The organism is Leucothrix mucor DSM 2157, from assembly GCF_000419525.1.
GTDB classification, from domain to species: Bacteria; Pseudomonadota; Gammaproteobacteria; order Thiotrichales; family Thiotrichaceae; genus Leucothrix; species Leucothrix mucor.
In genome coordinates this window covers 4309589-4335064 of the sequence record NZ_ATTE01000001.1, presented here as the reverse complement: position 1 = coordinate 4335064, position 25476 = coordinate 4309589, and the positions used below count along the sequence as shown (strand labels likewise).

The 25476-nt window shown below is 49.4% G+C and carries 21 protein-coding genes; 9 read left to right on the top strand and 12 right to left on the bottom strand.

Translation table 11 applies throughout. The features are described from left to right. Positions 1-188: 188 nt before the first annotated feature. The 4 genes from LEUMU_RS0119690 to LEUMU_RS0119675 all read right to left on the bottom strand — a co-directional run bounded on the left by LEUMU_RS0119690 (position 189) and on the right by LEUMU_RS0119675 (position 5289). Positions 189-2228: a transglutaminase TgpA family protein gene (locus LEUMU_RS0119690; RefSeq protein ID WP_022954021.1), complete on the bottom strand. Its 2040-nt coding sequence runs from the start codon at positions 2226-2228 to the stop codon at positions 189-191. Next, positions 2218-3183: a DUF58 domain-containing protein gene (locus LEUMU_RS0119685; RefSeq protein WP_022954020.1), complete on the bottom strand. Its 966-nt coding sequence runs from the start codon at positions 3181-3183 to the stop codon at positions 2218-2220. The genes LEUMU_RS0119690 and LEUMU_RS0119685 overlap by 11 nt, the downstream gene beginning before the upstream one ends. Further along, positions 3176-4111, bottom strand: coding sequence for an AAA family ATPase (locus LEUMU_RS0119680; RefSeq protein WP_022954019.1), 936 nt, complete (start codon positions 4109-4111; stop codon positions 3176-3178). Before LEUMU_RS0119680 ends, LEUMU_RS0119685 begins: the two co-directional genes overlap by 8 nt. A gap of 149 nt (positions 4112-4260) precedes the next feature. Beyond that, positions 4261-5289, bottom strand: coding sequence for an acyltransferase family protein (locus LEUMU_RS0119675; RefSeq protein ID WP_022954018.1), 1029 nt, complete (start codon positions 5287-5289; stop codon positions 4261-4263). Positions 5290-5534: 245 nt separating this feature from the next. Between LEUMU_RS0119675 and LEUMU_RS0119670 the strand changes: the two genes are divergently transcribed. From LEUMU_RS0119670 to LEUMU_RS26950, 7 genes are all read left to right on the top strand, one after another. Then, the gene (locus LEUMU_RS0119670; protein ID WP_022954017.1) at positions 5535-6842 is read left to right on the top strand and encodes an O-acetylhomoserine aminocarboxypropyltransferase/cysteine synthase family protein; all 1308 of its coding nucleotides are present in this window, start codon (positions 5535-5537) and stop codon (positions 6840-6842) included. Beyond that, positions 6842-7624, top strand: coding sequence for an alpha/beta fold hydrolase (locus tag LEUMU_RS0119665; protein WP_022954016.1), 783 nt, complete (start codon positions 6842-6844; stop codon positions 7622-7624). Before LEUMU_RS0119670 ends, LEUMU_RS0119665 begins: the two co-directional genes overlap by 1 nt. Positions 7625-7642: 18 nt before the next feature. Continuing rightward, complete coding sequence (locus LEUMU_RS0119660) at positions 7643-10069, top strand: 3-hydroxyacyl-CoA dehydrogenase/enoyl-CoA hydratase family protein (protein WP_022954015.1); 2427 nt, start codon at positions 7643-7645, stop codon at positions 10067-10069. Positions 10070-10371: 302 nt separating this feature from the next. Beyond that, complete coding sequence (locus LEUMU_RS0119655; RefSeq protein ID WP_022954014.1) at positions 10372-11463, top strand: AAA family ATPase; 1092 nt, start codon at positions 10372-10374, stop codon at positions 11461-11463. After that, complete coding sequence (locus tag LEUMU_RS26955) at positions 11460-12098, top strand: DUF4276 family protein (RefSeq protein WP_022954013.1); 639 nt, start codon at positions 11460-11462, stop codon at positions 12096-12098. The genes LEUMU_RS0119655 and LEUMU_RS26955 overlap by 4 nt, the downstream gene beginning before the upstream one ends. A 33-nt stretch (positions 12099-12131) precedes the next feature. Beyond that, positions 12132-12710: a thymidine kinase gene (locus tag LEUMU_RS0119645; protein WP_022954012.1), complete on the top strand. Its 579-nt coding sequence runs from the start codon at positions 12132-12134 to the stop codon at positions 12708-12710. Between the two features lie 87 nt (positions 12711-12797). Continuing rightward, on the top strand, positions 12798-13043 hold the full coding sequence (locus tag LEUMU_RS26950) for a type II toxin-antitoxin system RelB/DinJ family antitoxin (protein ID WP_022954011.1): 246 nt from the start codon (positions 12798-12800) through the stop codon (positions 13041-13043). Here the strand turns inward: LEUMU_RS26950 and LEUMU_RS0119635 are convergent. The 5 genes from LEUMU_RS0119635 to edd all read right to left on the bottom strand — a co-directional run bounded on the left by LEUMU_RS0119635 (position 13040) and on the right by edd (position 18817). Then, positions 13040-13954, bottom strand: a complete 915-nt coding sequence (locus LEUMU_RS0119635; RefSeq protein WP_022954010.1) for a nucleotidyltransferase domain-containing protein — start codon at positions 13952-13954, stop codon at positions 13040-13042. The two genes, LEUMU_RS26950 and LEUMU_RS0119635, sit on opposite strands and share 4 nt — an antisense overlap. Before the next feature lie 77 nt (positions 13955-14031). Beyond that, the gene (gene epmB / locus LEUMU_RS0119630) at positions 14032-15072 is read right to left on the bottom strand and encodes an EF-P beta-lysylation protein EpmB (RefSeq protein WP_022954009.1); all 1041 of its coding nucleotides are present in this window, start codon (positions 15070-15072) and stop codon (positions 14032-14034) included. A 147-nt stretch (positions 15073-15219) separates the two neighbouring features. Then, on the bottom strand, positions 15220-16242 hold the full coding sequence (locus LEUMU_RS0119625; RefSeq protein WP_022954008.1) for an oxidoreductase: 1023 nt from the start codon (positions 16240-16242) through the stop codon (positions 15220-15222). 25 nt (positions 16243-16267) lie between these two features. Then, a complete protein-coding gene (gene eda, locus LEUMU_RS0119620; RefSeq protein WP_022954007.1) occupies positions 16268-16912 on the bottom strand; it encodes a bifunctional 4-hydroxy-2-oxoglutarate aldolase/2-dehydro-3-deoxy-phosphogluconate aldolase in 645 nt (214 codons plus the stop codon). Between the two features lie 84 nt (positions 16913-16996). Further along, positions 16997-18817 carry a phosphogluconate dehydratase gene (edd, locus tag LEUMU_RS0119615; protein ID WP_022954006.1) on the bottom strand — a complete coding sequence of 607 codons (1821 nt, stop codon included), beginning with the start codon at positions 18815-18817 and terminating at the stop codon, positions 16997-16999. A 159-nt stretch (positions 18818-18976) separates the two neighbouring features. Here edd and LEUMU_RS0119610 point away from each other — a divergent pair, with 159 nt between their 5' ends. Continuing rightward, a complete protein-coding gene (locus tag LEUMU_RS0119610) occupies positions 18977-19822 on the top strand; it encodes a MurR/RpiR family transcriptional regulator (RefSeq protein ID WP_022954005.1) in 846 nt (281 codons plus the stop codon). A 54-nt stretch (positions 19823-19876) separates the two neighbouring features. Here the strand turns inward: LEUMU_RS0119610 and LEUMU_RS0119605 are convergent, their stop codons facing one another. Together LEUMU_RS0119605 and LEUMU_RS0119600 are read right to left on the bottom strand one after the other, a co-directional pair. Continuing rightward, the gene (locus LEUMU_RS0119605) at positions 19877-21310 is read right to left on the bottom strand and encodes an aldehyde dehydrogenase family protein (RefSeq protein WP_022954004.1); all 1434 of its coding nucleotides are present in this window, start codon (positions 21308-21310) and stop codon (positions 19877-19879) included. A gap of 90 nt (positions 21311-21400) precedes the next feature. Next, the gene (locus LEUMU_RS0119600; protein ID WP_022954003.1) at positions 21401-22195 is read right to left on the bottom strand and encodes a M23 family metallopeptidase; all 795 of its coding nucleotides are present in this window, start codon (positions 22193-22195) and stop codon (positions 21401-21403) included. A 158-nt stretch (positions 22196-22353) separates the two neighbouring features. Here LEUMU_RS0119600 and LEUMU_RS0119595 point away from each other — a divergent pair, with 158 nt between their 5' ends. Continuing rightward, complete coding sequence (locus tag LEUMU_RS0119595; RefSeq protein ID WP_022954002.1) at positions 22354-23736, top strand: ribonuclease J; 1383 nt, start codon at positions 22354-22356, stop codon at positions 23734-23736. On the opposite strand, the gene LEUMU_RS28320 is transcribed toward LEUMU_RS0119595, so the two are convergent. After that, complete coding sequence (locus LEUMU_RS28320) at positions 23733-25400, bottom strand: sensor domain-containing diguanylate cyclase (RefSeq protein WP_022954001.1); 1668 nt, start codon at positions 25398-25400, stop codon at positions 23733-23735. The two genes, LEUMU_RS0119595 and LEUMU_RS28320, sit on opposite strands and share 4 nt — an antisense overlap. Between the last annotated feature and the right edge of the window lie 76 nt (positions 25401-25476).

The window sequence follows — 25476 nt, the reverse complement described above, 5'->3', positions numbered from 1 at the left end:
CGGGAGACAGTATCAGGCGATTGTTACAGTTGAATGACTGACAATCAGTTGACTGCATTTCAGTATACGGGGTAATTCCCACAAAATACCAGAGGGCAAGTCATTCGTATTAAATATTATTCAAATAAATAATACTAATCAGTCATTCAACGTATTTATCACGGAAAACAAGGTATGAGCCACCCTGATCAGGCACCCAAAACTCGTAACAAGCGCTTCATTTCACGGACCGTTTGATCCGATTTACCGGTGCCACGCGGCACATAGCACAGCTGCTGATAGCAGGCGGTAAACGCTTGTATCGCTTCGGCTTTTTCTGGTAATTTTTCACTAGCCAGAGCGGAGAACTCCGATGGGGTTTGCTGCGTTTCACGTGAAATGCCGAGCTTGGCTAGTCGCGCGCAAAACTTGCGGTAGAGCTGATGCTCATAGGCTTCGTAATTGCGCCGATTCATCATGCCTAGCAGTACAAACCACAGCAGGAAAATACCGGCAAATAATCCACCCACCAGCACCGCCAAAGGTACTGACGACATTTTATCCAAAATCGATTTCAGTAAATTAGCCTGCGATTCGCCATCGTAGCCCAGCACCCAACGTCGCCAGCCGTACTGTATGGAGTCCAGTTTTTGACGGATGCCATCCAGCCACTTCATCTTGTGAGCGGAGAATAATTTATCTTCTAAAAACGAGCCTTCGTATTCCAACGCGGCTTCTAAGCCACCTTCAACGCGACTAGGTGCCACCATTGCGGTTGGGTCAACCCGTCTCCAGCCCTCGCCTTCCAGCCAGACTTCAGTCCAGGCATGGGCATCAAACTGATGGACTGAAAGGTAGTCACCATTTTGATTCCATTTGCCGCCGAGATAACCGACTACAACTCGTGCCGGAATTCCGACTGCGCGCATCATAAAGACAAAGCTGCCGGCATAGTGCGAGCAAAAACCACGCATAGTATCGAATAGGAACTTATCGATAGTGTCGGTATCGCCTAAAAGTGTTGGGCGTAACGTGTAAAAGTAGGCTTGATCAGTGAAGCGCTTTGAAACCAACTCCACATATTCTTGTTCGGTACTGACCGAATCACGCAGTTCACGAGCTAATGCACGCGTTCGTGGATCGCCAGTTGGCGGTAATTGCAAAGCAGCGCGGCGGGCATTTTTGGTTAACTCAAGATCACGCTTCGCATCCGGATAAGCGACGGCTTTTACCAGCAATGGCGCTTGAATATCGCTATTAGCCATGGCCCGATAATCGCCGAATAAACGCAAATCACCTTCCGCAGCGACCGTTGGGGTTAGGCTAAACAGCCATGGCCGACCGGTTTTCTCATACAGTGTTTCATATTCGATTGGCTCGCCGGTAATCTCAACCTGCGATAGCTGCCAAGGTTGGCTGTACGAGAGCCTAAGTCGTAATTCACGGCTGTCATATTGCTCATCAAACTGCTGCCAAGTTTTGCCATCAAAATTGTTTAACACCAAGCCGCGCCAGTACATTTCATCCGAAGTTGGCTTGCGGCCTTTAAAGCTCACCCGAAATGCCAACTCATCTGACTTACTTAAATCCGCAATATCGCCCGGTGACATGCGATCAGTCATGCCGGTTTTTGCTTGGGTATCAAAACTTGGAATCGCCCATAACGGCGAAAAGCGCGGCATAAATACAAACACCAAAATCATCAGCGGCAGGCATTGAATCAGCATAAAGCTGGCCATTTTCAAACTGGAGCGAGTAGCGTTTTGGCTAAGCTGTTGCGCAGGGGATTGTTGATTGGCGATTAGCGCACCGGTCAACACAATCATCGATAGCACGCCATAAGCGCCAGCGAGAATCGACTGATTAAATAGAAACTGGATTGCAACTAAGAAATAGCCAATAAAAATCACAACTAACGCATCGCGCTGGCTAATCACTTCCAGCGATTTAAAGGCAAATCCCAATAGCAAAAATGACACCATGGCATCCAGCGACACCAAGGGCATGCCACTGATTAACACGCCTAATCCACCAAGTGCCACCACCAGCATACGCGTGGTTAAGCCCGGCTGCGCAGAATGCCCTTTAATCACGCGAATCCGCCAATACGTCGACGCCAACATCACCGGAATCAACCAAATGGGCAGATAAAATGCGAATGGCAGCATGACCACTAATTGCGCCGCCAATAGCCAAATCATTCCCCGATAAGTCACCTGTCGTGACAACTGATAATCTTTATCCAGCATCGGTCGCATCCTGTTCTGGCAAACCATAAAGCGCTAAGGCCGTGAGACAGCGGGTTTTGTGCGTGGCACCGCTTCCGGGCTGAATCAGCGTTCCGGGAATTTTTAATCCAAATTGTTTTTGATCAGCATCAAAGGCCAGCACCATCGCGGATAAATGCGATAAGCGCGGCTCAATGCCGGAAATATTCAAGGCATCCCAATCTAACCAAGACTCGTGGCTTTCATAATCCACAAAGGACTTGGTGTATAACTCACCGGTTTTGGCATATTGCCCCCAGTGAATGTGCTTGGGCGAGTCCCCTGCCTGATAATCCCGAATGCCTGCAAAGTCGCTGGTACCGCCGGAAATTTCTACGCCATCCTCCGTTTCATCGCCGCTATTTTGGGCTTTGTTATGGCGTGGCTGCTCAATGGGTTCGGGGTAAACCACCGCTTCAATATCCATCGTAACGTAGGACCACGCAGTATTTAAGCCAGTTGGAAAACGGGTAAATACATCAATGCGTGGTGGCATAAAACGGCCGCGCTTTTGAGTGGTGTGGGAGAGTTTAATGCGGGTGGATTGTTGCTCCTGCAAATTCAGCTCAACCAAGTCTTCGTTTTTCCAGCCAAAGTAGATCGCACTTTTGCGCTGCTTAAAGGGACGAGAGACTTCCAGCTCTAATACCATTTTTTCACCCGCAAAGCAGGGTTCGGCAGCGATGGCTTTAATCGTTAAGCCCGCAAGGTTACGGTAGGTGTACAGGATATTGATCACCAGTAAGGCAATCAGCCAGAAGCAAACGCCATACACCAATGAGTTTTGAAAGTTGATGCCCAGCAAAAACAGCACCACAATCATAACAATGAGCGCGAGGCTGACCTTGCTCGGCACAATGAAGATTTTCTTCTGCGACAAGGTAACTTGCTTGGCCTTGGGCAAACGCCGATCTGCCCATTGCTTGAAGTTAAACACGCACTCCCCCGACCACGTCGACCTGATTGAGAATGTGTCTGGCCAACTGATCACCTTGGGTTTCTTTGCGACCCACCAAGCGATGCCCTGCCACGGCAACAAACACCGCCTGCACATCTTCAGGCAGAACATGATCACGACCTTGAATCAGTGCCCAACTTTGTGCGCTATGCACTAAGGCCAATGCGCCACGTGGCGACAAGCCTAATAAACATAAATCGCGTTCGCGGGTTTGCGCGACTAAGCGCTGCACGTAATCCAGCAAAGCATCGGTCATTTTAATGCGTGGAACTTGCGCCTGAATTTGTTCCAATTGCTCTTGGCTAATGCAACTAATCATCGCACCGAGTGAGCCACGGCCATGGCGGCCTTGTAGCAATTCACGCTCTGCCGCCGGATCAGGATAGCCCAATGAGACCCGAAGCAAAAAGCGATCAAGTTGCGACTCTGGCAATGGGAAGGTACCGGACTGACTTTGCGGGTTCTGAGTGGCAATCACGAAAAACGGCTTCGGTAGCATATGGCTTTCACCATCAATACTGACCTGACGCTCTTCCATCGCTTCCAGCAACGCACTCTGCGCACGCGGCGTGGCACGGTTTAATTCGTCGGCTAAAAATATCTGGCTAAAAATGGGGCCGGGTCGGAAATTAAACTGGCCTTGCTTGGCATCAAATACCGTCGCACCAATCACATCCGCCGGTAATAAATCACTAGTGAACTGCACCCGCTTGTATTGCAAACCAAAGACATTGGCCAAGCCATGTGCCAGCGTGGTTTTACCCATCCCGGGCAAGTCTTCCAGCAGCAAATGACCACCCGCCAATAATGCGGTTAATGCCAAGCGAACTTGATTGGGTTTGCCCAGAATAACTTTATTAAGCTGGGACGATGCGCGCTGTATGAGTTCTTGGGCGGATTGGGTCACGGTGAGTTCTCAGAAGTTGTGTAATTTTTATAATTACCGCAACCTTAGAGCAATGCTTAAGCAAATTCAAATTGACCCGCGCAGCGGTAGCATTATTATTGCTGCCTCTTAGACTTATGGCCAATTAGTGGTACAGCTCGCAGATATAGTCAGGCGTTTTGCTGCTTTAAATCCGTTGCCACCGGGCGCTTATGCAGGAAGCGCGTCATTGGCTTTTCCACAAACTGATATAGTAAATAACCAGCAACCACAGAGCCTACTAATAACACTGATACAAATAACCAACCGCCAAGCACATGGCTTAAGCCTAACTTGCCCAACACCATCGCGCCGCCCGCTAAAGCAAACGGATGAATGAGGTACATCGCGTAGGAGGAATCACCCAAACTTTTCAGGAAGTTGATCGGGCGTTGCTGTAGTTCTTGTTCCAAACCTAACGCACCACCCATAATCAGTAACATCGGCAAGCCAAAATCAACCACTCGAATTCCCGTTTGGACACCTTGGTTGACAGCCAGTAACGCGCCAAGACCAACGCCCACCATCGACATTAATAGCATCATCGGCAAGCGCGTTGCATATTGCGCGTAGTGATACAGCAGCATACCGCAGGCAAATTCCAGCAATAGCTGGTCAGTGACAAACTTCGCCCATACGCCGCTTTGTGGCTGCCAGAAACCAAACCCCGCAGCGAAGACTAACAAGCCGATCACTACTACATTGCCAAGACCTCGACTAAACCACAGGCCCAACATAAAGATGGCATAAAACAGAAACTCATAACGCAGCGTCCAGCCATTAGCGACCAGATAAGACTGCTCTGAAGGTAATAGAAAGTAGGAGGCGATTAAGTCAGTGCCACCGCTGGTACTATTTACCTGCCCCGGCATAATCAGATAAACGATTAAGGCCAAACAAGTGACCAGCCAATAAAGGGGAATAATGCGGGTAATTCGACGCCAGAAAAATTGACGGGATGCGCCCGCCGTTTGATGCTTCTCAGCCGTGGTGTGGCACATAATAAAGCCGGAAATCAGGAAAAATAAATCCACACCCGCGCCACCGACATGCCAGCTGGACAACACATTGCCAGAATATTGCGAACTCTTTAAGCCGACATGCTCCAGCAGCACCATAAACGCCGCCAAACCTCGCAAGTATTGAACTGATAAAACCATGCTGTTATTCCTGATTATTGCGCATCTGCAGCCTTAACGGCTGATTAACACAGGATTATTCAAGCTTGATTTAATTGCCCGCAGCACGACCGTTAATGGCTCTGAATTACAGATAGCAGGTCTCAGCGCAAACAAAACAGCGCCTCGGGCGATTTTACAAACGCTTGCCAAATTTCTTTTTGACATTGCTAAACAAGCGGTCTAATAATCCTTGCCGCCGACAAGCAAAAAATGGAAATTAACGCATGAGCCGTTCATCTTATTTACAACCCGACACTATCGCCCTGCACACTGGCTACCAGCCAGAAAGTGACCATGGCTCGCGGGCTGTCCCCATCTACCAAACCACCTCTTATGTATTCGATGATGTCGATGAAGCCTCATCGCTGTTCAATGTTGAGCAAGGTGGGCATATTTATAGCCGCATCACCAACCCAACCGTCGCCGTTCTGGAGCAGCGGATTGCCGCTTTAGAAGGCGGCAGCGGTGCGATTTGTACCGCATCGGGCATGAGCGCGCTGTATATGACCTTTATCACCCTGTGTTCGGCGGGTGATCATATCGTTTCCTCCGCACAGATTTACGGCTCCACCGCCACCCTGCTGCGCCATACCCTGAAACGCCTCGGCATTGATTGCACCTTTGTTGCCATTAACGATCAGGATGCAGTTGCCGCAGCGATTCAAGACAACACTAAAATGGTGTTCTGCGAATCCATCGGAAACCCCGGTTTGGAAGTCGCTGATCTTGACGCGATTTGTGGCACAGCCCATGCACATGGCTTACCGGTCGTGATTGATGCAACCTTCGCAACCCCTAGCCTATGCCGCCCGATTGAGCATGGCGTAAATGTAGTCGTTCATTCAGCCACTAAATGGATGGGTGGACACGGTGTTGCAGTAGGTGGCGTTGTGGTTGATGGCGGAAACTTTGACTGGAAGAAGAGCGGTCGCTTCCCTGAACTGACAGAGCCTTATGCTCCATTTCACGGGATTAAATTCTGGGAAGAGTTCGGCCCTTCGGCATTAGCCATGCGTATGCGTGCAGAATCCATGCGTGATTTAGGCGCAGCCATGAGCCCGCACAGTGCCTTTTTGCTGCTGCAAGGTATCGAAACCCTGAATCTGCGCATGCGCCAACATGTTGAAAACGCGCATGAGCTAATGAATTGGCTAGTCGAGCAGGACGCGGTGTCCTGGGTCAACCATCCGGATTTAGCAACTAATCCAACTAATGACGTAGCGAAGCGGCTATTCCCGAAAGGTGCTGGCTCCATGCTGTGCTTTGGGGTAAAAGGCGGTCGCCCGGCCGGTGCAGCCTTTATCAATGCGCTACAGCTTGGCTCCAACTTAGCCAATGTCGGCGATTCGCGCACCTTGGTATTACACCCCGGTAGCACCACCCACTCCCGCTTGAGCACGGAACAAATGGAAGCGGCTGGCATTAGCGAAGACATGATCCGCGTATCCGTCGGTATCGAGGATATTAAAGACATTAAAGCAGACTTTGCCGGTGCTCTCAGGGCAGCGCAACGTGTGGCGGAGGCAGGCTAATGGACTTACAAGTTAACGGCATTCAGACCTACGCAGCGACTGGCGGCAAGCCGTTTGATAACACACTGCCAACCGTACTATTTTTACACGGCAGCGGCATGGACCACCGCGCATGGGCCTTGCAGACACGCTGGTTTGCCTTCCACGGCTTCTCCGTATTAGCGCCAGACTTTCCGGGGCATAGCTTATCCGAAGGCGAGCCATTGGAAAGCATTGAAGCGATGGGCGCATGGCTGTCTGATTTTATGGATGCAGCCGGCGTTTCAAGCGCACATGTCGTTGGTCATTCACAAGGCTTTTTAACCGCGTTGGAACTGGCTAAGCAAACACCTGAGAAGGTCACTAGCCTAAGCGGTATCGGCACGGCAGCAGCCATTCCGGTCAACCCTGCGTTAGTTGAAACGGCTGAAAAGTCCGCGGCTAAAGCAGCCGATATGATGCTGCAATGGGGTTTTGGCCCTGCGGCGCAGTACGGCATTAGCGCGGTTCCCGGCATGCAGCCTATCGCAATTGGCCGACAAATTATGTCAGGCAATCCACTAGCCACCGACTTAAAAGCCTGCGCCAACTACAGCGGTGGCGATGAAGCCGCAGCGGCATTGGATATTCCGAGCTGTCTGATTTTGGCTGGCAAAGACAAAATGACGCCCTTAAAAGCGGGTCAGGCATTGGCAAAAATATTAGATGCCAAAGTCACTGTGCTACCGGAATACGGCCACATGCTGCCAGTTGAAGCGCCAAAAGAGTGCCTGCGGGCATTACGGGATTTTATCCGCGCGTAAAACTCACCAACGAATTTTATGAGTGAACAAGATATGACGATGGAAATCAAAAAAGTCGCTGTAATTGGCGCTGGCACCATGGGTGCAGGCATTGCCGGACAAGTGGCCAATGCGGGCGTTGAGGTTTGGCTATTAGACCTGCCAACCGATGACGGCACCGATGCCGAAGGCAATCCTTTAAGTGTAAATGCCGTGGCAGAGCGCGGTTTACAACGCCTGCGTGATCCCGATTCACCGGGCCTAATGAGTGAAGCGGCTGAAGCCAATATCCACCTTGGCAATATTCGGGATGATTTTCACCAGCTGGCCGATTCCGATTGGGTCGCCGAGGCTGTGGTTGAGCGCTTAGATATTAAGAAAGCACTCTATCAAAGGCTAAATGACACTTGCCACGATCAGGCGATTATCACCTCCAATACCTCAACGATTCCCATCAAATTGCTGGTTGAGGATATGCCAGAAGCGTTTCAGAAGCGTTTTGCCATTACGCACTTCTTTAATCCTGTGCGCTTTATGCGCCTGCTGGAATTGGTACGCGGCGAACATACCGATCCGGCAGTGATTGATGTGCTGGATGCCTTCTGCGAGCAGAATCTCGGTAAAGGCGTGGTGAACTGTGCCGATACACCGGGCTTTTTGGGTAATCGCGTGGGTGTGTATGCCATTCAATGTGCGCTGCATGCGGCATTGGATTTGGGCCTAAAGCCCGCTGAGGCAGATGCCTTATTTGGCCGCCCAATGGGGATTCCAAAGACCGGTGTGTTTGGCCTGTATGACCTGATCGGCATTGATTTGATGTCGGATGTGGTACAGAGCTTGGTGAATATTCTGCCTGATGGCGATGCTTTCCATGCTGAAGCGGCCGTTGTGCCACTAATGAGCGAAATGATCGCTAATGGCCAAACCGGTAATAAGCAAGGCAAAGGGTTTTACCGCACCGATGAAGCCACCAACACACGTTATGTGCTGGACTTTGCCAGCGGTGAATACATTGAATCGCCACGCTTAACGCTGCCATTAGCTGAGCGTGCTGAGGCGGAAGGTTTGCACCTTTTACTGGAAGATGATGGCTTATACGGACAGTTTGCATGGCGCGTGCTATCGCGCACCCTCACCTATGCCGCCTCGCTGATTCCTGAAGTTGGGGATGATCCGGTACCCGTCGATGATGCCATGAAACTGGGTTATAACTGGATTCAAGGCCCGTTTGAAATGATCGATGCCATTGGCGTGGATAACTTCATTGCGCGCTTGGATGCGGATGGTATTGAAGTACCGGCATTTTTACGTGAAGCAGCAGGTTCTAGTTTTTATCGGGTAAGTTCACCAGACAATGCTACTGACGATGCAACTGCTAGCACCCCTAACGCTAATGACCAGGCCGAGCTTCAAGCCCTGCAAGCGGGCAAAGTCTGGAAAGCCATCACCCGACCTGAAGGCGTGGTGCGCTTTACTGAAAAACGCCAGACACTCAAGCCAGTTAACGAAAATGCCGTTGCCAGTTGGTACAACATTGATGATGTCGCGCTGGTCGAATTTCACAGCAAAGCCAATGCCTTAGATGCTGACTCCATGGAATTGCTAGCCGATGCCATTGCGCAAGTTCCGGCACAAGGCTTACGTGGTCTGATCATTCATAACGACGCTCAGCACTTTTCCTGTGGTGTGAATTTGAATGGTGTGCGCGAGTTTTTCCGCAAGGAAGATATGGATGGCTTGGATGCTTTCCTCGCCCACTTCCAGCAAACCGTACATAGCATGGCAACGGCTGATTTCCCCGTTGTTACTGCGCCTTCAGGCATGTCGCTGGGTGGTGGCTTTGAAGTGGTGCTGCATTCCAAGCAAGTGATTTGCCACTCCAATTCCGTAATGGGCTTAGTGGAATCGTTGGTCGGTGTAGTACCGGGCGGCGGTGGCTGTAAAGAAACCCTGTATCGCTGGATTGATCAGCTCGGTTGCGGCGATGACATTACCAAAGCCTCATGGAAAGCGTTTATGAGCTTGGGCTATGGCCGGATTGCCAGCTCACCGATTTTGGCGCAGAAACTAGCCATGCTACGCCCGAATGATCGCTTTGAAATGAATCGCGATCGTTTGTATGGCAAAGCGTTTGAAGCCATTGATCAGGCGGTTGCGGGGAACAGTGACGGCCAGCTAGGCTTTGATCGCCCTACGCTGTCGATGCCAGGTGAAGCGGTACTCCATGAGATGGTGAAGTGGCTGAAGGATCATCATGCAAAAGGCATGTTTACGCCGCATGATGTGGTCGTTGGAACGGAAATGGCGCGGATTGTAACCGGTGGTGAAGTTGCAGCCGGTACGCTGTGTACGGAGCAGGATCTGTTTGATGCGGAGCGTAGTTCGTTCTTGAGGTTGGCGGCAACTGCCGGAACGCGTGAGCGGATTAATAGCATGTTGGATGCGGGTAAGCCGGTTCGTAACTAGTTCAGACGAGGAGCTCAAGTCAGGCAAACCTCCTACTGCCAATTATAGATAATAACAATCTATCGTTATTCAATACTTAGCTTGGTGGTCAGGAGGGTTGCGTCCTACTCTTTCAGTATGAGGAGTGTTGCCTAGTGGAAAGGTTAAGATAACTTCTCGACAAAAAACTTCCAGGACTAAAAGCTATGAGTGTCGCCAGAAGGTTTTTCAGGCTTCCATTGAAAGCTCTCGAGGGAGTATTTGTCAGGATTAATTCTGCTACAATTGGGTCTAAGCGTTCGTGTATACAACGGTAGCATTCAATGAAGTCAGAAGCAGAGGTTCAGCGTTACCTCAGTCATATTGAAATCTCAGGATTTCGCAACCTCAAGGATGTAAAAGTCGACCTATCTCCTCTCACAGTGCTGATAGGTGCAAATGGTGCGGGAAAATCCAATTTTATCCGTTTCTTTGACTTAATCACTTGGGTTAAACGAGGGGGTGACCTTGGCGAATGGGTAATTCGCGAAGGTGGTGCTGATGATCAGCTATTCATGGGTGCGCGTGTCAGCAATGAAATTCGTGGCTCTGTAACCATCGCAGCATATGATAGTGACGAAATCTGTATCTACGATTTCGGCATGCATGTCGCCAGCCCGGACACACTTTATATACAAAACGAAAGGTATCGGCTAAAAAACAGCAAACGCGCTAGCGACTCAGAGGATGATCTTCCTTATCCAGAAAAACATGAGGTTCTGTTTGTCTCAAATTTTCTGGATGGCTGCCGAGTTTATCAATTTCATGATACTTCCAAACATGCTGCCATAAAAAAGCTGCAAGATACCAGCAATAATATCCTCCTAAACTCAGATGGCGGCAACCTAGCTCCTATTTTGTTAAACCTATCCGAAAACGAACCCAAGCGCCTAAAGCTGATTGAAAAACAAATAAGCCGCTTACTGCCAACGTTCGATCGCTTTGTTCTGGAGCCACAGCATGGAAAAGTCATGCTGCGCTGGCGACATAAGCAGGGTGATAAAGTGATGGGGGCACACCTGACATCCGATGGTTCCCTGCGACTTTTCTCCTTAATCACGCTACTGAATTTACCCAGCGATATGCTGCCGGATGTAATCTTATTGGATGAGCCAGAACTAGGCTTACACCCCAGTGCAATTACTTTGGTTGCTGCGATGATCGAGCGAGTCGCTGAACGGCATCAAATCATTCTCGCCACCCAGTCCCCGTTTATGGTGAACTGTTTTGAGCTGGATAATCTTGTTGTCGCTGATCAGGAAGGTGGCGCAACTCGCTTACGCAAACTCAATAAAGAACAATATCAAGACTGGCTAGACGATGATTTTTCTGTATCGGAATTGTGGCTAAGCAATGTGCTTGGAGGGCAACCATGATTCGGGTTTGCATCCTTTGCGAAGGGCAAACAGAAAAAGCCTTCGTTGATGAATGTTTAGCGCCACTACTACAAACATCAAGTATTTATATTTATGCGGAGCTATTAGGCGGCAATGTATCCACGCAGCGAATTGCCCGCTTCGTTCGCGGAAGCATAAAAAGCGTCCAATACATAACAACCTTTGTAGACTTCTACGGATTTAAAAACAATAACGCAACAAGTCGTGAAGCGCTGGAAAGTGAAATACTTACAGCAGTACAAGCACTATTTAAGAATCAAGATATAACACAGCAATTCAGACCTTATGTGCAGATGTATGAATTTGAAGGGCTGTTATTCACAGATGTGAATGAGTTTGAATGGGTTCAGGATGCCTGGAATGATGAGAAGCATCAGCAACTCCAGATGATTCGCGATGAATTTGACAATCCCGAAGCAATAAATAACAGCAAAGAAACAGCCCCCTCAAAGCGCTTAGAAGCAATCTTTGGTAAACAATACTGTAAGGTTGAACACGGGCCAATTATTGCTGACAGCATTGGCGTTCAACGCATACGAGAAGCGTGTCCCAACTTTCACGAATGGCTCAGCTGGCTGGAGTCTCTTGGAACTGCGCCGACTAAGCCAGAATAAATAATTCAACAATTCTACCGATACGTAAACAACATGGCCAAACTCTATTTCTACTACTCCACCATGAACGCAGGTAAATCGACGACCTTGCTGCAATCCAGCTTTAACTATCGCGAGCGTGGCATGGATACCTTATTGCTAACGGCAGCGTTTGATGATCGTTTTGAGCGTGGCAAAGTCACCTCGCGAATCGGGCTGTCGCAAGAAGCATCGCTGTTTCATGAAGGTGATAACTTGTTTGAGATGGTGGCGGATCATCATTTTAGTACGCCTATTCATTGCGTGCTGGTAGATGAAGCTCAGTTTTTGAGTAAGGAGCAGGTTTGGCAACTAACTGATGTCTGTGACCAGCTGAGTATTCCGGTGCTGTGTTATGGCATTCGCACCGATTTTCAGGGGCAATTATTCCCCGGAAGTAAGTGGCTGCTGGCTTGGGCCGATACGCTTGAAGAACTAAAGACCATTTGTCACTGCGGCACTAAGGCCACGATGGTGGTGCGCGTTGATGAACATGGCGATGCAATTCAGGAAGGTTCGCAGGTTGAGATTGGTGGTAATGATCGCTATGTATCGCTGTGCCGTCGGCATTTTAAAGAGGCTTATTTAGGCTAATTTAAAGGGCTAGTACTTCTAGAAAACTGATTTACATTGCTGCTTTCGATCTAATTCGACCTGAATACAACTCACGGAGATCTACACATGAGCAAATCAACTGTTATTACCATGAGAATTGACCCTGCCCTAAAAGCAGAAACTGACGCTATCTTCAGCGACTTGGGCATCACTACAGCCCAAGCTATCACCATGTTCCTGAAACAGGTGGAAATGCATAAAGCAATTCCTTTTGAATTGAAGCTACCCAAGCAAGCAAAAGCACGTGTCGCAGGGCTAAACCGAGGCCAAATCGAAATGAGTGACGATTTTGATGCGCCGCTGGATGATTAAGTAGAAAATCCCCCCTCATACTTCCGAATAACCGCCTGAATCTCCTGCAACGCCAAATCCGCATGACTAGTCCGGCTAACCACTTCACTCAACGAGCCAAAATGCTGCTCCAAACACTGCATCAGCAAATTCCTGATCGCCGCCACATTAGGCTTATCCGGCAATGAGCTGGTGATATAAACACCCTCCAAGTCCGCCTCTTTACGCGCAAAGTAACTCTCCAGTTTTTGCAGCGGCCATTCACCCCGACGTATCGATTTCAGCTGCTCTGCATTGCGCGTCAGGTCCATATCATGAATCACCAGCAGCTGCTCAACCTCACCCAGCAACCGCACCACATGGTAGGCAAACTTCACGTCATAGCCAAACTCATCCACCAAAGCTTTGCGTTTACCTTCCGGATTTTTGGTGCGAATTTTATGCATTTGGCCATAGGCATAGCCCTTAAATTTCGCCCAGCAACCCTTATGTAAAAACAAGCTACGCTGCGCACGCACCATGTCACCAACCGCCGTGGAGTGCAGCACGCAACGCTCGGGTACAAATAAGCTATCGACAATATTCGGATTATTATCCATCAGCAGTCGGAAGAATTTCACAATAGAAAAGATGGTGAGATCATACTCCCGACCTTTGCCGCCAAGCGCCGAGGCATCCATAATATGGTGTTTCTGGTATTGCTCAAAATTCAGTGAAAAGTCGTCAAATCCCGGTATTTCACCGCGAAGTTGCGGGAATACAAACTCTTTTGGCGGAATGGTGAAGCCATAAATATCCATATCGGAGCTGTCATTGCTGACCCCATAAGCCATCGAGCCCATAATGACTTCGTATTGCACGCCCGATTCCAAATGATCAGGAATGTCGTTGATCAGGCCTTTATCGTTTAATTTTTTAATGTAGCTAGTCATAGGCTCACCGAATTCTTTTTAGTTGTTTGCGCTCAGGCAAAAGCTTGAGCTGAGTGTCGACGCTGGTCAACACTAACTCAATCAATACCCGATACTTCACTTAATACCGTTTTGCTCTCGCCATGCGGCAGTTCCCGCACAAACTTCGGCACTAAATATCCTGCCACCTTAGCCTGCAGTTCATCGCGTAATTCACGCGCGCGGCTCTCGCTCACATCAAAGTGCGCGGTGCCCTGCACGGCATCGGGTAAATGCAGGTAATACGGCAACACGCCACAAGCCAATAGTCGTCGGCTCAAGGCTTCCAGTGCCCCAACGCTATCATTCACCCCACGAAGCAATACGCTTTGATTGAGCAGCAGCACACCCGCGTTAGCAAGGCTTGCCAGCGCGTCACGTACCGACTCATCAAACTCTTGCGCATGGTTTGCATGAATTACCATCACCAATTTCAGGCGTGTTTCCCGCATCCAACTGAGGCATTCTTCGTTAATTCGCGAAGGAATAACAATCGGCAAGCGGGTATGAATTCGCAGGGTTTGTACATGTTCAATCGCCGCCAGATCAGCGCAACGCTTGGCCAGCACGCGATCATTTGACGTCATGGGGTCACCACCACTTAAAATCACTTCATTGATACTGGGATCAGCGGCGATGTAGTCGCGAATTTGCTGCCAATGTTCCGCGCCAATCTGATGCTCTTGATACGGGAAGTGCCGACGAAAGCAGTAGCGGCAATTAATCGCACAGCTGCCATTCAATACCAGTAACACGCGCCCCTGATATTTATGCAGCAAGCCAGGTGCGGGGGTAAATTCCACTTCTTCTAAGGGATCAGTGACATAGCCCGGCGTTTCAATCAGCTCAGCAGCTTGCGGCAAGGCTTGCAGCAATAAAGGGTCATTCAAATCGTTGGGCTTAATACGCGCCAGATAGGGGCGGGGTATGCGTAAGGCGAAGCTCTCACAAGCGTCATGAACCGCTTTTCTATCGTCACCCTGCAGGTGCAGCAAATCGCATAACTCATCGGGATCACGCAATAAATTGGCTAAGGATTGCTTCCACTCAGCACGGGTATCTGCAGGTTTTAATTGGGTGATCGGCGTTACAGTGCTCATGGCGGGCGTCATTTAAACAAGAGAATCGAGATTCTGCGTGGTGACGGGCTAATTGGTCAAGTACCCTGAAAAACGCAATTGCAGCGCTCACCGGCAAATATTGAATAAGCATCCGCTAATCACTTGAGTACTGAGTAGCTTACTGCCTCAAAGGTCGATGCGCCGCCCTTGTTCACTACTTTGCAAAGCAGCCTCAATAATTTTTATCCCTTGCAGCGCTTCAGTCGCGGGTACGGGGTTTGCCCCTTCGCCACGAATCGCTTTAGCCAAGGCTATAAAAAAGTGCTGATAGCCGCCTAATACCGAAGGAATCACTGTTTTAGCATCTTCCGTATAATGCGTACCATATTGCGCTTTAGTCTCTGCAGCCCAGCTGTCTTTCACGGGTAACACACCATCAATTAAGCGCGGCTCTTGCGGATCAAGCCCGTATTTCAAAAAACTTCCAGCAGTGCCTTGCAAGGTAAAGCGAGGATTGGGTTCAGGCGTAAATGGCCCAGAGTGCAGTGAAACTTCCTTATCAGGGTAGTGCAAGGTCACATCAAAATAATCGACCACTTCACAGCCTTCACGCATGGCTAAGCAGCGGCCGGTTAAAGACTGCGGCATACCAAATAAACACAAAGTCTGATCCACTAAATGTGGCCCAAGGTCATACCAGATGCCCGTTCCAGCACCCGGCAGTTCTCGCCAGCGGTCTCGCTTGTTAGGCCGGAAGCGATCAAAGTGTGAGGAGAAATAACGAATCTCACCCAGTTTTCCGGATTCGATCAGCATTTTTAGCGTCAGAAAGTCAGAGTCCCAACGGCGGTTTTGATACACCGTCAGCAAGCGATCTTGCTGCTCGGCCAGCGCAATGAGTTCTTCGCCTTCTGCCACGGTAGTCACAAATGGCTTCTCCAGCAGCACGTGTTTTTGCTGCTGGAGTGCCAGTTTTGCCAAGGGGAAGTGTGTGACATTGGGTGAGGTAATAATCACCAGCTCCGCGTCACTATTTAGGATTAAGTCTTCAGCAGTCGGGTAGACCGTTGCATCCGGATAGTTAACCGCCACCGCATCGCCCTGACTAGAGCTAATCGCGCTGATTTGAAAATCAGCAAGAATCGTCAGAAATGGCAGATGAAACGTTTTTGCCGAAAATCCGTGACCAATAACCGCCGTCTTAATCATACACTTTCCCTATTGATTGAAGCCTTTACGCCGCTAAGATAGCCTCAGCCTGTGCTTTAGCTTGTGCAGCCAAACGGGTAATTTCATCCCAGTTGCCATTGTTCAGCAAGTCAGCTGTAACCAGCCATGTGCCGCCCACTGTCGCAACGTTTGGCAGCGATAAATAGTCTGCCATATTATCTGGCTTTACGCCGCCGGTTGGGCAAAAGCGTACGTCAGAGAATACGGTTGAGAAACCTTTTAACGCAGCCGCTCCGCCTGAAGTGCCGGCAGGGAAAAATTTCAGATCAAAAATACCAAGTTCCATCGCCGCAATAATCTCAGAAGCCGTTACAGCGCCTGGCAGGAAAGGCATCTCAGAATCACGTGCCGCTTGGGCCAACGTTGGTGTTAAGCCTGGGCTAACCACAAACTTAGCACCCGCTGCTTTCACTTGCTCAAACTGCTCAGGGCGAACCACCGTGCCCACGCCAATGATTGCCTCTGGCACTTCGTTAGCAATGCGCTCGATGACGGATAGTGCTGACTTAGTACGCAGAGTGACTTCCAATGCCGTTAAACCACCAGCGACCAGTGCTTTCGCCATTGGAACTGCATGCTCAACATCTTCAACAACCAATACTGGTATGACAGGATTATTACCCAGTGCAGCAAATACATCAGTTTTCATTATATCCGTTTCCTCAATAATTAGCGTGTGAACACAGCCCCCAATATGGAGGCTGCGATTTAGCTTAGCATGTTAAATCAGCGATTAGTCTGCATCAAAAGTGCAGGCGCCCTGCTCTGCATCGCCAACACTGTGGCGGAAGGCAGAGAACAGTTCACGTCCCATGCCATAGCCAGAGTCGACTGACGGCGTAGTATGTGAAGGACGCTCGGCCCAGATGTCTGCATCAACTAAGGCTGATACAGTTCCGTGTTCGCAGTCTAAGCGAACTACGTCACCATCCAACAATTTAGACAACTCACCACCCGCTTTACACTCTGGTGTCAGGTGAATCGCCGTCGGTACTTTACCGGAAGCGCCAGACAAGCGTCCATCAGTGACTAAGGCAACACGATGTCCACGGTCTTGCAGTACACCCAACATCGGCATCAACTTGTGTAGCTCAGGCATACCATTGGCTTTTGGCCCTTGGAAGCGCACCACAACAATGACATCTTTATCCAACTCACCGGCTTTAAACGCAGCCTGTGCATCTTCTTGGGTATCGAAGATTCGGCAAGGTGCTTCAATCAGCCACTTATCCTCACTCACAGCAGAGATCTTAGTTACCGCACGGCCCAAATTGCCTTCCAGCAATTTGATACCACCTTCAGCGCGGAACGGCGCTTCAACCGTGGATAAAATCTCCAGTGCATCACCCGGCGCTGGCGAATCACGCCACTCCAGCTTACCTTCATTCAGGTAAGGCTCCTGAGCATAAGCGCTCAAGCCGTGGCCGCTAACGGTCTCTACATCTTCATGCAACAAACCAACGCGCAGCAATTCACGAATCACCGCACCCACGCCACCAGCGGCATGGAATTGGTTAATGTCAGCCTGACCATTCGGGTACACTTTAGCAATCAATGGCACAACCGCTGACAGCTCGCTGAAGTCATTCCAGTCGATTAAAATACCCGCAGCGCGTGCAATCGCGACCAAGTGGATGGTGTGGTTAGTTGAACCACCCGTTGCCATCAAACCGATCATGCCGTTTACAACCGCGCGCTCGTCTATAATATCACTCAATGGCTTGTAGTTACCGCGACTTTTCGTCATGGCTAACAACTGCTCAACTGCACGATTGGTTAAGTCATCGCGCAAGCTGCCGTGTGGTGGTACAAAGGCCGAACCCGGAACGTGTAATCCCATGATTTCCATCAGCATTTGGTTACTGTTGGCGGTACCGTAGAAAGTACAAGTTCCTTCACTGTGATACGCAGCTAGCTCAGATTCCAGCAACTCTTCGCGACCGGCTTTGCCTTCTGCATACAGCTGGCGAACCTTCGCTTTATCGCTATTGCTGATGCCGGTAGCCATTGGGCCAGAAGGCACAAAAATCGCTGGCAGATGACCAAAGCGCAGTGCGCCAATCAATAAGCCCGGTACGATTTTATCGCAGATACCAAGGTACATCGCGCCATCAAATACGTTGTGAGATAAGGCAATTCCGGCACTCATCGCGATTAGGTCGCGACTGAATAGTGACAGCTCCATGCCAGGCTCACCCTGTGTGACACCATCGCACATAGCCGGAGTGGCACCTGCAACCTGTGCAACCGCGCCAATTTTACGGGCAGCTTCTTTAATAAAGTCGGGATAACGGCCATACGGCGCGTGGGCCGACAGCATGTCGTTATAAGAAGTCACGATACCAAGGTTGGCCGGACGCTCCTGTCGGAGTATGATTTTGTCGCCCGCTGGCGCGGCGGCCAGCCCATGAGCTAGGTTAGTACAACCCAAGCCATGACGACCGGTGTGATGGCTTGCCTGCTCCATCCGTTCAAGATAACGGCCGCGGGATTCTGCACTGCGACTACGAATTCGGTCAGTTACTTTTTTGACCACTGGATTTAGCGTTGTCATGATGTTTGACTCCCCTGCATAATGTATTTATTATGTAGTTTAACTACATAAACTAACTAACACAAGCGCACTGATACCGCTTAGCACCCTTCAAGGCGTTATTTTTGTAATTTAATTACTTAAAAACCATCACTGGCTACTGATAGAGCAACCATCATTATGTTGACCCATATTGAACTCGCATTACCTGATCTAAGCAAAGCAGAGCGCCGGGTAGCAGAATACGTACTGCAAAATCCCAACCTCACAATTGATCAGCACATAGCACAATTATCCAGTGACATTGGCGTTAGCGAACCAACGGTTATTCGTTTTTGCCGCTCGATGGGCTTTAACGGTTATAAAGACTTTAAGCTCAAGCTGGCGCAAACACTCCCCAAAGAACACAAGCACTTACTCGTTGATATTACACCGAATGACTCGCCATTAAAGGTCGGACATAAAATTATTGATGGCGCGATGGCTAGTTTAAGTGAAACTCGTAACAAGTTGGATGCCGTTGCCTTAGAGCACGCAGCGGCTGCTTTAAAGGATGCGACGCGGATTGAATTCTATGGTCAGGGTGGCTCAGGCATTGTCGCTGCGGATGCGCAGCAGAAGTTTTTCCGACTCGGAACGCCGGTGGTTTCCTATAGCGATCCTTACATTCACAATGTCTCTGCAGCGCTATTAGAACCAGGCGCGGTGGTCGTGACAATTAGTCGCTCGGGTGCTTCGGATGATTTATTGCAGAGTGTGACCTTGGCCAAAGCCGCAGGCGTAACCACTATCGCGATTACTGCCAGTCATTCGCCACTCGCAGAAATGTCGGATATCGTTTTAGCACTGGATGTGCAGGAAGATAGCGATTATTACGCGCCGATTAAGTCGCGAATATCGCAGTTGGTGATTTTAGATATCTTAGCCATTGCGGTTGCGATGACTCAGGAAGAAGCGCTGACTCAGAAATTATCTAAAGCCAGCACCTCCTTATCACATAAATATCCGGAGAAAGCAGCGCGCTAAAACTGGCGCTGCATTCCCCTTATGTCACGGCTGATTAAATTTGATCAAGCCGTTTTAGTCTTCCAGCCAAGCGATGGTTTTGGTTTCGAGGAATTCCTCAAGCCCGTAAATACCACCCTCGCGACCATTTCCAGACTGCTTGTAACCACCAAATGGTGACGCATAGCCCTGATAATGACCATTGACGCTAACGCTACCCGCCCGTAAGCGGCGAACCACATAATCAATCTGCTCGCGATCACCGCCAGACACACAAGCCGCTAAGCCATACACCGTGTCATTGGCAATCTCAATCGCTTCATCAACCGTGTCGTAAGGAATCATCGCCAGTACCGGGCCGAAGATTTCATCACGCGCGATTACCATTTGATTATTCACATCCGCAAATACCGTAGGCTTCACATAGTAGCCGGTCTCAAAGCCTGCTGGCTTGCCAACGCCACCGATAACCAGACGCGCACCTTCGTCAATGCCAACCTGAATCAGCGCTTGGATTTTGTCGAATTGCACTTCGCTGATCACCGGCCCCATGTGATCGCCATGCTCCAGTGGGTTGCCCACTTTAACCGACTCCGCAAAGGCTTTAGCAATGCTCACCGCTTCTTCATACTGATCGCGATGCACTAACATGCGTGATGGCGCATCACAGGACTGGCCAACATTACCGAAACAGAAATCAACACCATGCTCAACCGCCGCTTTCAAATCAGCACCTGGCAAAATCACGTTGGGTGACTTGCCGCCCAACTCTTGGCTAACTCGCTTAACAGATGGCGCTGCAGCAGCGGCAATCAACACACCGGCACGCGTTGAACCTGTGAACGATACGCAGTCCACATCCGGATGCGTTGATAGTGGTGCTCCAACGTTTGGCCCATCACCATTTAACAGGTTGAACACGCCAGCGGGGTAGCCTGCTTCATCAATCATTTCAGCAAACAACAGTGCGGATAACGGAGACAGTTCGCTCGGCTTTAAGACCATGGTGCAACCCGCCGCCAGCGCCGGAGCCACTTTAATCACAACCTGATTAATGGGCCAGTTCCAAGGCGTAATCAAACTACACACACCAATGGCTTCTTTGGCGACCGTGCAATCATCTTCCATACGCTTTTCAAATTCGAAAGACTTAAGCACCTTAATCGCTTGCTCAATATGGCCTTCACCGGCAGCAGTCTGCACTTCACGGCTGTAATCAACCGGTGCGCCCATTTCCAGCGTCATCAACTCTGCCATTTCATTGAAACGACGGCGGTAAACGGCCAACAGGTTTTCCAACAACGTCACACGCTCGTCGACCGAGCTTTGTGAATACGCTGGAAACGCAGCCTTCGCCGCCGCAACCGCTGCATCGACATCGGCACTGCCGCCCATTGCCAAATCAGCCACTGACTGCTCAGTTGCTGGGTTGATCACGGCAAATGGGGTGTTTTCCTGAGCTGGGTTAACCCATGCTCCATTGATATAAAACTGCTGTACTTTAACCACGGGACTTCCTTTACTGTGTCTTCTAGAGAGTGCCAAATATACTAATCGGGTTTTTATTGAATAGCCATTCAAAAAAACAAGGGGACAGGCTTAGTTTGACTTGGTAGCAACCTTTTCAGCCGCTTCTGGTTGCGCTGCAGGCTTGCTCAGTTTAGTTAACAACACCGGTTTTTTCTGGTTCCCGCCATCGCAGCGCAGTGGGAAAGTAAATGTACCATCTTTATATTTACGACCTGGCTCATAGCAGGTTACCTGCCCGGGGCCATTTGCCCAGAATTTGTGAGGGTTCGGCGCATTCCAGCCATCACCCACAAAGTAGGACCAGCCCCAACCGATTGGAATGCCGTCCGGATCGTGCGATGCCTGAAAATGCAGATGGTGCATTCCACCGCCACAGCTATTGAAAATGTCTGGTCCCATTTCTGCGATTTGCTCGCCACGCTTCACTTTCTGTCCGACTTTTACCGAGATATTTTGCATATGAGCATATAGACCATAAAGTGGTTTACCTGCCTCAGTCTTGCCATGGTAAATCAATACTGTTGGCCCCCAGCAGCTGCCCGTTTCGGCCTTCTTCACGACGCCGTCAGCCGCCGCAATAATGGGCGTACCCGTGTCATGATAGATGTCCATGCCCCGATGTCCACCACCACGCGGTAATCCATTAGCACCAATGCGACTGTGAAAATCTGACACGATAATCGAGGCATTCGCCGGCATTTTTACAGTTATGTCGTGTGGTTTTTTATTATGCTCTTTCCAGTGGTGTACCCTGCCATAATGGCCCGCCGCTTTTAGCTCTGCGATTGACTTGTAATGAGGTGTAGGTGTGGAGCAACTGGCGAGTACTAAGGTACTACACAGAACCAGTAAGGATGATTTCATGGAGCTCTCCGATAAAAGACGGTAAATATTCAGTTATTTTGCCTAGCATTATTTAACGCAGGGTGACGAACTGTCTATCTTTTCACTATTTAATTATCAGAGACAACCGATTCTGCGCTACCATAAGCCCCCTTAAAATAACGATTAATAGAGCCGATATGATTCCTGAAGCATCCGATTTTTGGTTTTTACCCCTTGGTGGAACGGGCGAAATCGGCATGAATATGAATCTCTATGGCCATGACGGCCAATGGCTGATGGTTGATTGTGGCATTACCTTTGCCAAACCAACTGAAGAAGAAAAAGCACTCGGCCTTCCCGCTTCTGCCCCACCAGTGCAAATGGCTGACCCTGAATTTATTGCCTCTCGCCGCGAATCCTTAGTTGCGCTGATTATTACCCACGCTCATGAAGATCATGTCGGCGCGGTGCCGTATCTATGGGAAATACTGAAATGCCCGATCTATACCACGCGCTTTACGGCTGAGATCCTCACTCGTAAATTGCAGGAGGTCGGCCTGCATCGCAAAGTTCCGATTCATGTGGTTGATCCTGAAATACGCCATCAAATCGGCAAGTTTGATGTGCAATGGGTGCCTCTAACGCATTCCATTCCAGATGCTTTTGCGCTCGCCATCCGCACACCGGTTGCCAAGATTTTTCATACTGCCGACTGGAAGTTAGATCCTGCTCCGGTGATTGGTAATGGTTACCAAGCCGAGCACTATCAGGCACTCGGCGAGGAAGGCATGAATGCCATGATTTGCGACTCGACAACCGCCAATGTCGCAGGTCATTCAATCTCTGAAGCCTCACTGCATGATGGCCTTAAAAGTATTATTGAAAATGCGCCGGGTCGCGTGGTTGTTACTTGCTTTGGTAGTAACTTGGCTCGCCTTAAAACGCTATATGATATTGCTGGGGAATGTGACCGGCACTTTGCTTTACTCGGCCGCTCAATGATTAATATGGCCTCGGCAGCCAAGGCCTCTCAGGTCTGGAGTCAGCAAAGTAATCTGGTTGATGCCAACTACCTGTGCTATTTGCCGAAGCAAACCGTATTGGCGGTTGCTACGGGTAGTCAGGGCGAACCACGCACGGCGCTCTACCGCTTAAGTCATGACAATTTCTTTGATTTAGCGCTGGAACCTGGCGATACCGTTATTTTTAGCTCGCGCGCGATTCCGGGCAATGAAGAAGCTATTCAGGAGCTGATTGACCGCTTAGAAGCCATGCAGGTGACCGTGGTCACACAAGAGAGCACTGAGCAACCAATTCATGCCTCGGGGCATCCTGCGATTGATGAGCTTAAGAATATGTACCGCTGGGTTAAGCCGGATATGGCCATTCCGGTACACGGTGAGCCCGCGCACTTACGAGCACATGGCAAGTTGGCGGCTTCAGTCGGCGTACCGAGCCATCAGGTTGGCGAAAACGGGGATTTGTACTACATTGCCCCCTATCGTGGAATCCGGCGCAATGCGGTTAAGACGGGTAGATTAGGGCTGGTAAAACGTAAATTGGTGCCGATCGAAGACTAAGCACTGACCGGCTTAGAAGCACTTGCTTTAGTAGGCTCCGGACGATCTAAATCAGAAGGGTCACACACTTGGTTACGGCCCGATCGTTTTGCCACAAACAAAGCCTGATCCGCCAAACTTAAAGATGAGGCAAACTCTTCTTCAAACTCCGGAATTTCCTGCACACCAATACTCACACTAACCTGTATCGCGCCGGCTTCGGTCAATACCGGATCAGCCGCAACCGCCACCCGAATGCGCTCACAAATTTGGCGGGCCTCACTTAAGTTAGCGCCAACCATCATCAACGCAAACTCTTCACCACCATAGCGCACTAAAATATCAGTCTTCTTCAATACGTTTTGCATGCGCTGGCTAATGGTAACCAAGACTTCATCGCCCACCGGATGGCCGTAGGTATCATTAATGCGCTTAAAGCGATCAATATCAATCATCGCCACGGATACCGATAACTCTTTACGACGCGCCTCCAGTATCATGCCATTGCCTAAAGTATCCAAAGCACGTCGGTTATAAAGCCCTGTCAGCTGGTTTCTTAGGATGCTCTCCTGAAGTTCGTCCACTGGCTTTAAAAACCTCAACGCAACCATAAATGCAATTAGGGTAATCAAAAAGCTTAAGGAAACCACAATTAAAATCTGCCGATTTTGAGCACTACGAATACCGTGAATAAAGTCACTTTCCGGCGCCATAATAACCACAGTCCAATCCAAACCAGACTTGGTATAGGAGTGAAATACAGCATGATAGGTTTCCCCATGAAAGTCATAAGTCACCCGCCGAATTTCTTTTGAAACGAACTTGTCGCCATTGGCATACAACGCTTTTAGCGCATAGACAATGCCATCATCACCGAAGCCCGCTATCTCAAAGCGCGACATATCATTCTCATCAGCCAGACCCACTTCACGGTCAGAATGTGAGATCAAATGGTTTTCATCATTCGCAACTAAGGCTGAGCTATTCGGGCTTAAATCATTTCTGTTTAAATTATCGGAAAGGTTATCAATCGAAATACTCACGGCCAATACACCCAGCTTGTCACCCGAGGGAGCAAAAATTGGGGCCGAAACAGTCACTCTAGGTTTTGGCAAGTTGTATGAAGGGGGCGTCCATTCCCACTTGCCCTCTTTGGCATTTTTGAACCACGCCTCATCTCGCACATCGTAAACAACTCCATCGGTTGTTTGGCTAATGGTCTCAAATGAGTCCTGCCGAGAGGTGGTGGTACGGTTACCCTCTTCTGGCGTTGCAGATGCCGTAATAAACTGACTCGTGAATGGAGGATCATTCCACCCACCCAAGCGGCTTACTGCCAACAAATCGCCATTATTCCAGCCAAAATTCAGGCTGGAAAGATTAGGGTTATTTTTAAGGACACTGAGTAGATAAGGCTCAAGATTTCCAGCTTTCTCCGGAGTAATCACGCCAGACTTAACCACAAACTGTGCTAGCTCAAGCGCTCTTTCAGCGGGGTCTAGTAGGCCCTCAACACTTTGATTCGACTGGTTAGCAACAGAATCCATAAGCACACGGACGTGTTTCAGGAACGCTTCTTCATTCCAGAGATGACTAATTAAGAGAATTAGACCCACCGTTACAACCTGCAAACACAGTAGTGCAATAAAGGTAATTTTAGCGAGCGGCCATTTATTATTATCCATCGCGCTGACTTATCTAAGGTGATTAAAGTGGTTATTTAATTGATGAATCATGCTTCAAATCACCCCTGTGAATTCA

Bases quoted from the DNA above. Each gene is read 5' to 3' on its own strand.
- LEUMU_RS0119690 (WP_022954021.1), bottom strand. From the start codon at position 2,228: ATGCTGGATAAAGATTATCAGTTGTCACGACAGGTGACTTATCGGGGA.
- LEUMU_RS0119675 (WP_022954018.1), bottom strand. From the start codon at position 5,289: ATGGTTTTATCAGTTCAATACTTGCGAGGTTTGGCGGCGTTTATGGTG.
- LEUMU_RS0119670 (WP_022954017.1), top strand. From the start codon at position 5,535: ATGAGCCGTTCATCTTATTTACAACCCGACACTATCGCCCTGCACACT.
- LEUMU_RS0119665 (WP_022954016.1), top strand. From the start codon at position 6,842: ATGGACTTACAAGTTAACGGCATTCAGACCTACGCAGCGACTGGCGGC.
- LEUMU_RS0119660 (WP_022954015.1), top strand. From the start codon at position 7,643: ATGAGTGAACAAGATATGACGATGGAAATCAAAAAAGTCGCTGTAATT.
- LEUMU_RS0119655 (WP_022954014.1), top strand. From the start codon at position 10,372: ATGAAGTCAGAAGCAGAGGTTCAGCGTTACCTCAGTCATATTGAAATC.
- LEUMU_RS26955 (WP_022954013.1), top strand. From the start codon at position 11,460: ATGATTCGGGTTTGCATCCTTTGCGAAGGGCAAACAGAAAAAGCCTTC.
- LEUMU_RS0119645 (WP_022954012.1), top strand. From the start codon at position 12,132: ATGGCCAAACTCTATTTCTACTACTCCACCATGAACGCAGGTAAATCG.
- LEUMU_RS26950 (WP_022954011.1), top strand. From the start codon at position 12,798: ATGAGCAAATCAACTGTTATTACCATGAGAATTGACCCTGCCCTAAAA.
- LEUMU_RS0119635 (WP_022954010.1), bottom strand. From the start codon at position 13,954: ATGACTAGCTACATTAAAAAATTAAACGATAAAGGCCTGATCAACGAC.
- epmB (WP_022954009.1), bottom strand. From the start codon at position 15,072: ATGAGCACTGTAACGCCGATCACCCAATTAAAACCTGCAGATACCCGT.
- LEUMU_RS0119625 (WP_022954008.1), bottom strand. From the start codon at position 16,242: ATGATTAAGACGGCGGTTATTGGTCACGGATTTTCGGCAAAAACGTTT.
- eda (WP_022954007.1), bottom strand. From the start codon at position 16,912: ATGAAAACTGATGTATTTGCTGCACTGGGTAATAATCCTGTCATACCA.
- edd (WP_022954006.1), bottom strand. From the start codon at position 18,817: ATGACAACGCTAAATCCAGTGGTCAAAAAAGTAACTGACCGAATTCGT.
- LEUMU_RS0119610 (WP_022954005.1), top strand. From the start codon at position 18,977: ATGTTGACCCATATTGAACTCGCATTACCTGATCTAAGCAAAGCAGAG.
- LEUMU_RS0119600 (WP_022954003.1), bottom strand. From the start codon at position 22,195: ATGAAATCATCCTTACTGGTTCTGTGTAGTACCTTAGTACTCGCCAGT.
- LEUMU_RS0119595 (WP_022954002.1), top strand. From the start codon at position 22,354: ATGATTCCTGAAGCATCCGATTTTTGGTTTTTACCCCTTGGTGGAACG.
- LEUMU_RS28320 (WP_022954001.1), bottom strand. From the start codon at position 25,400: ATGGATAATAATAAATGGCCGCTCGCTAAAATTACCTTTATTGCACTA.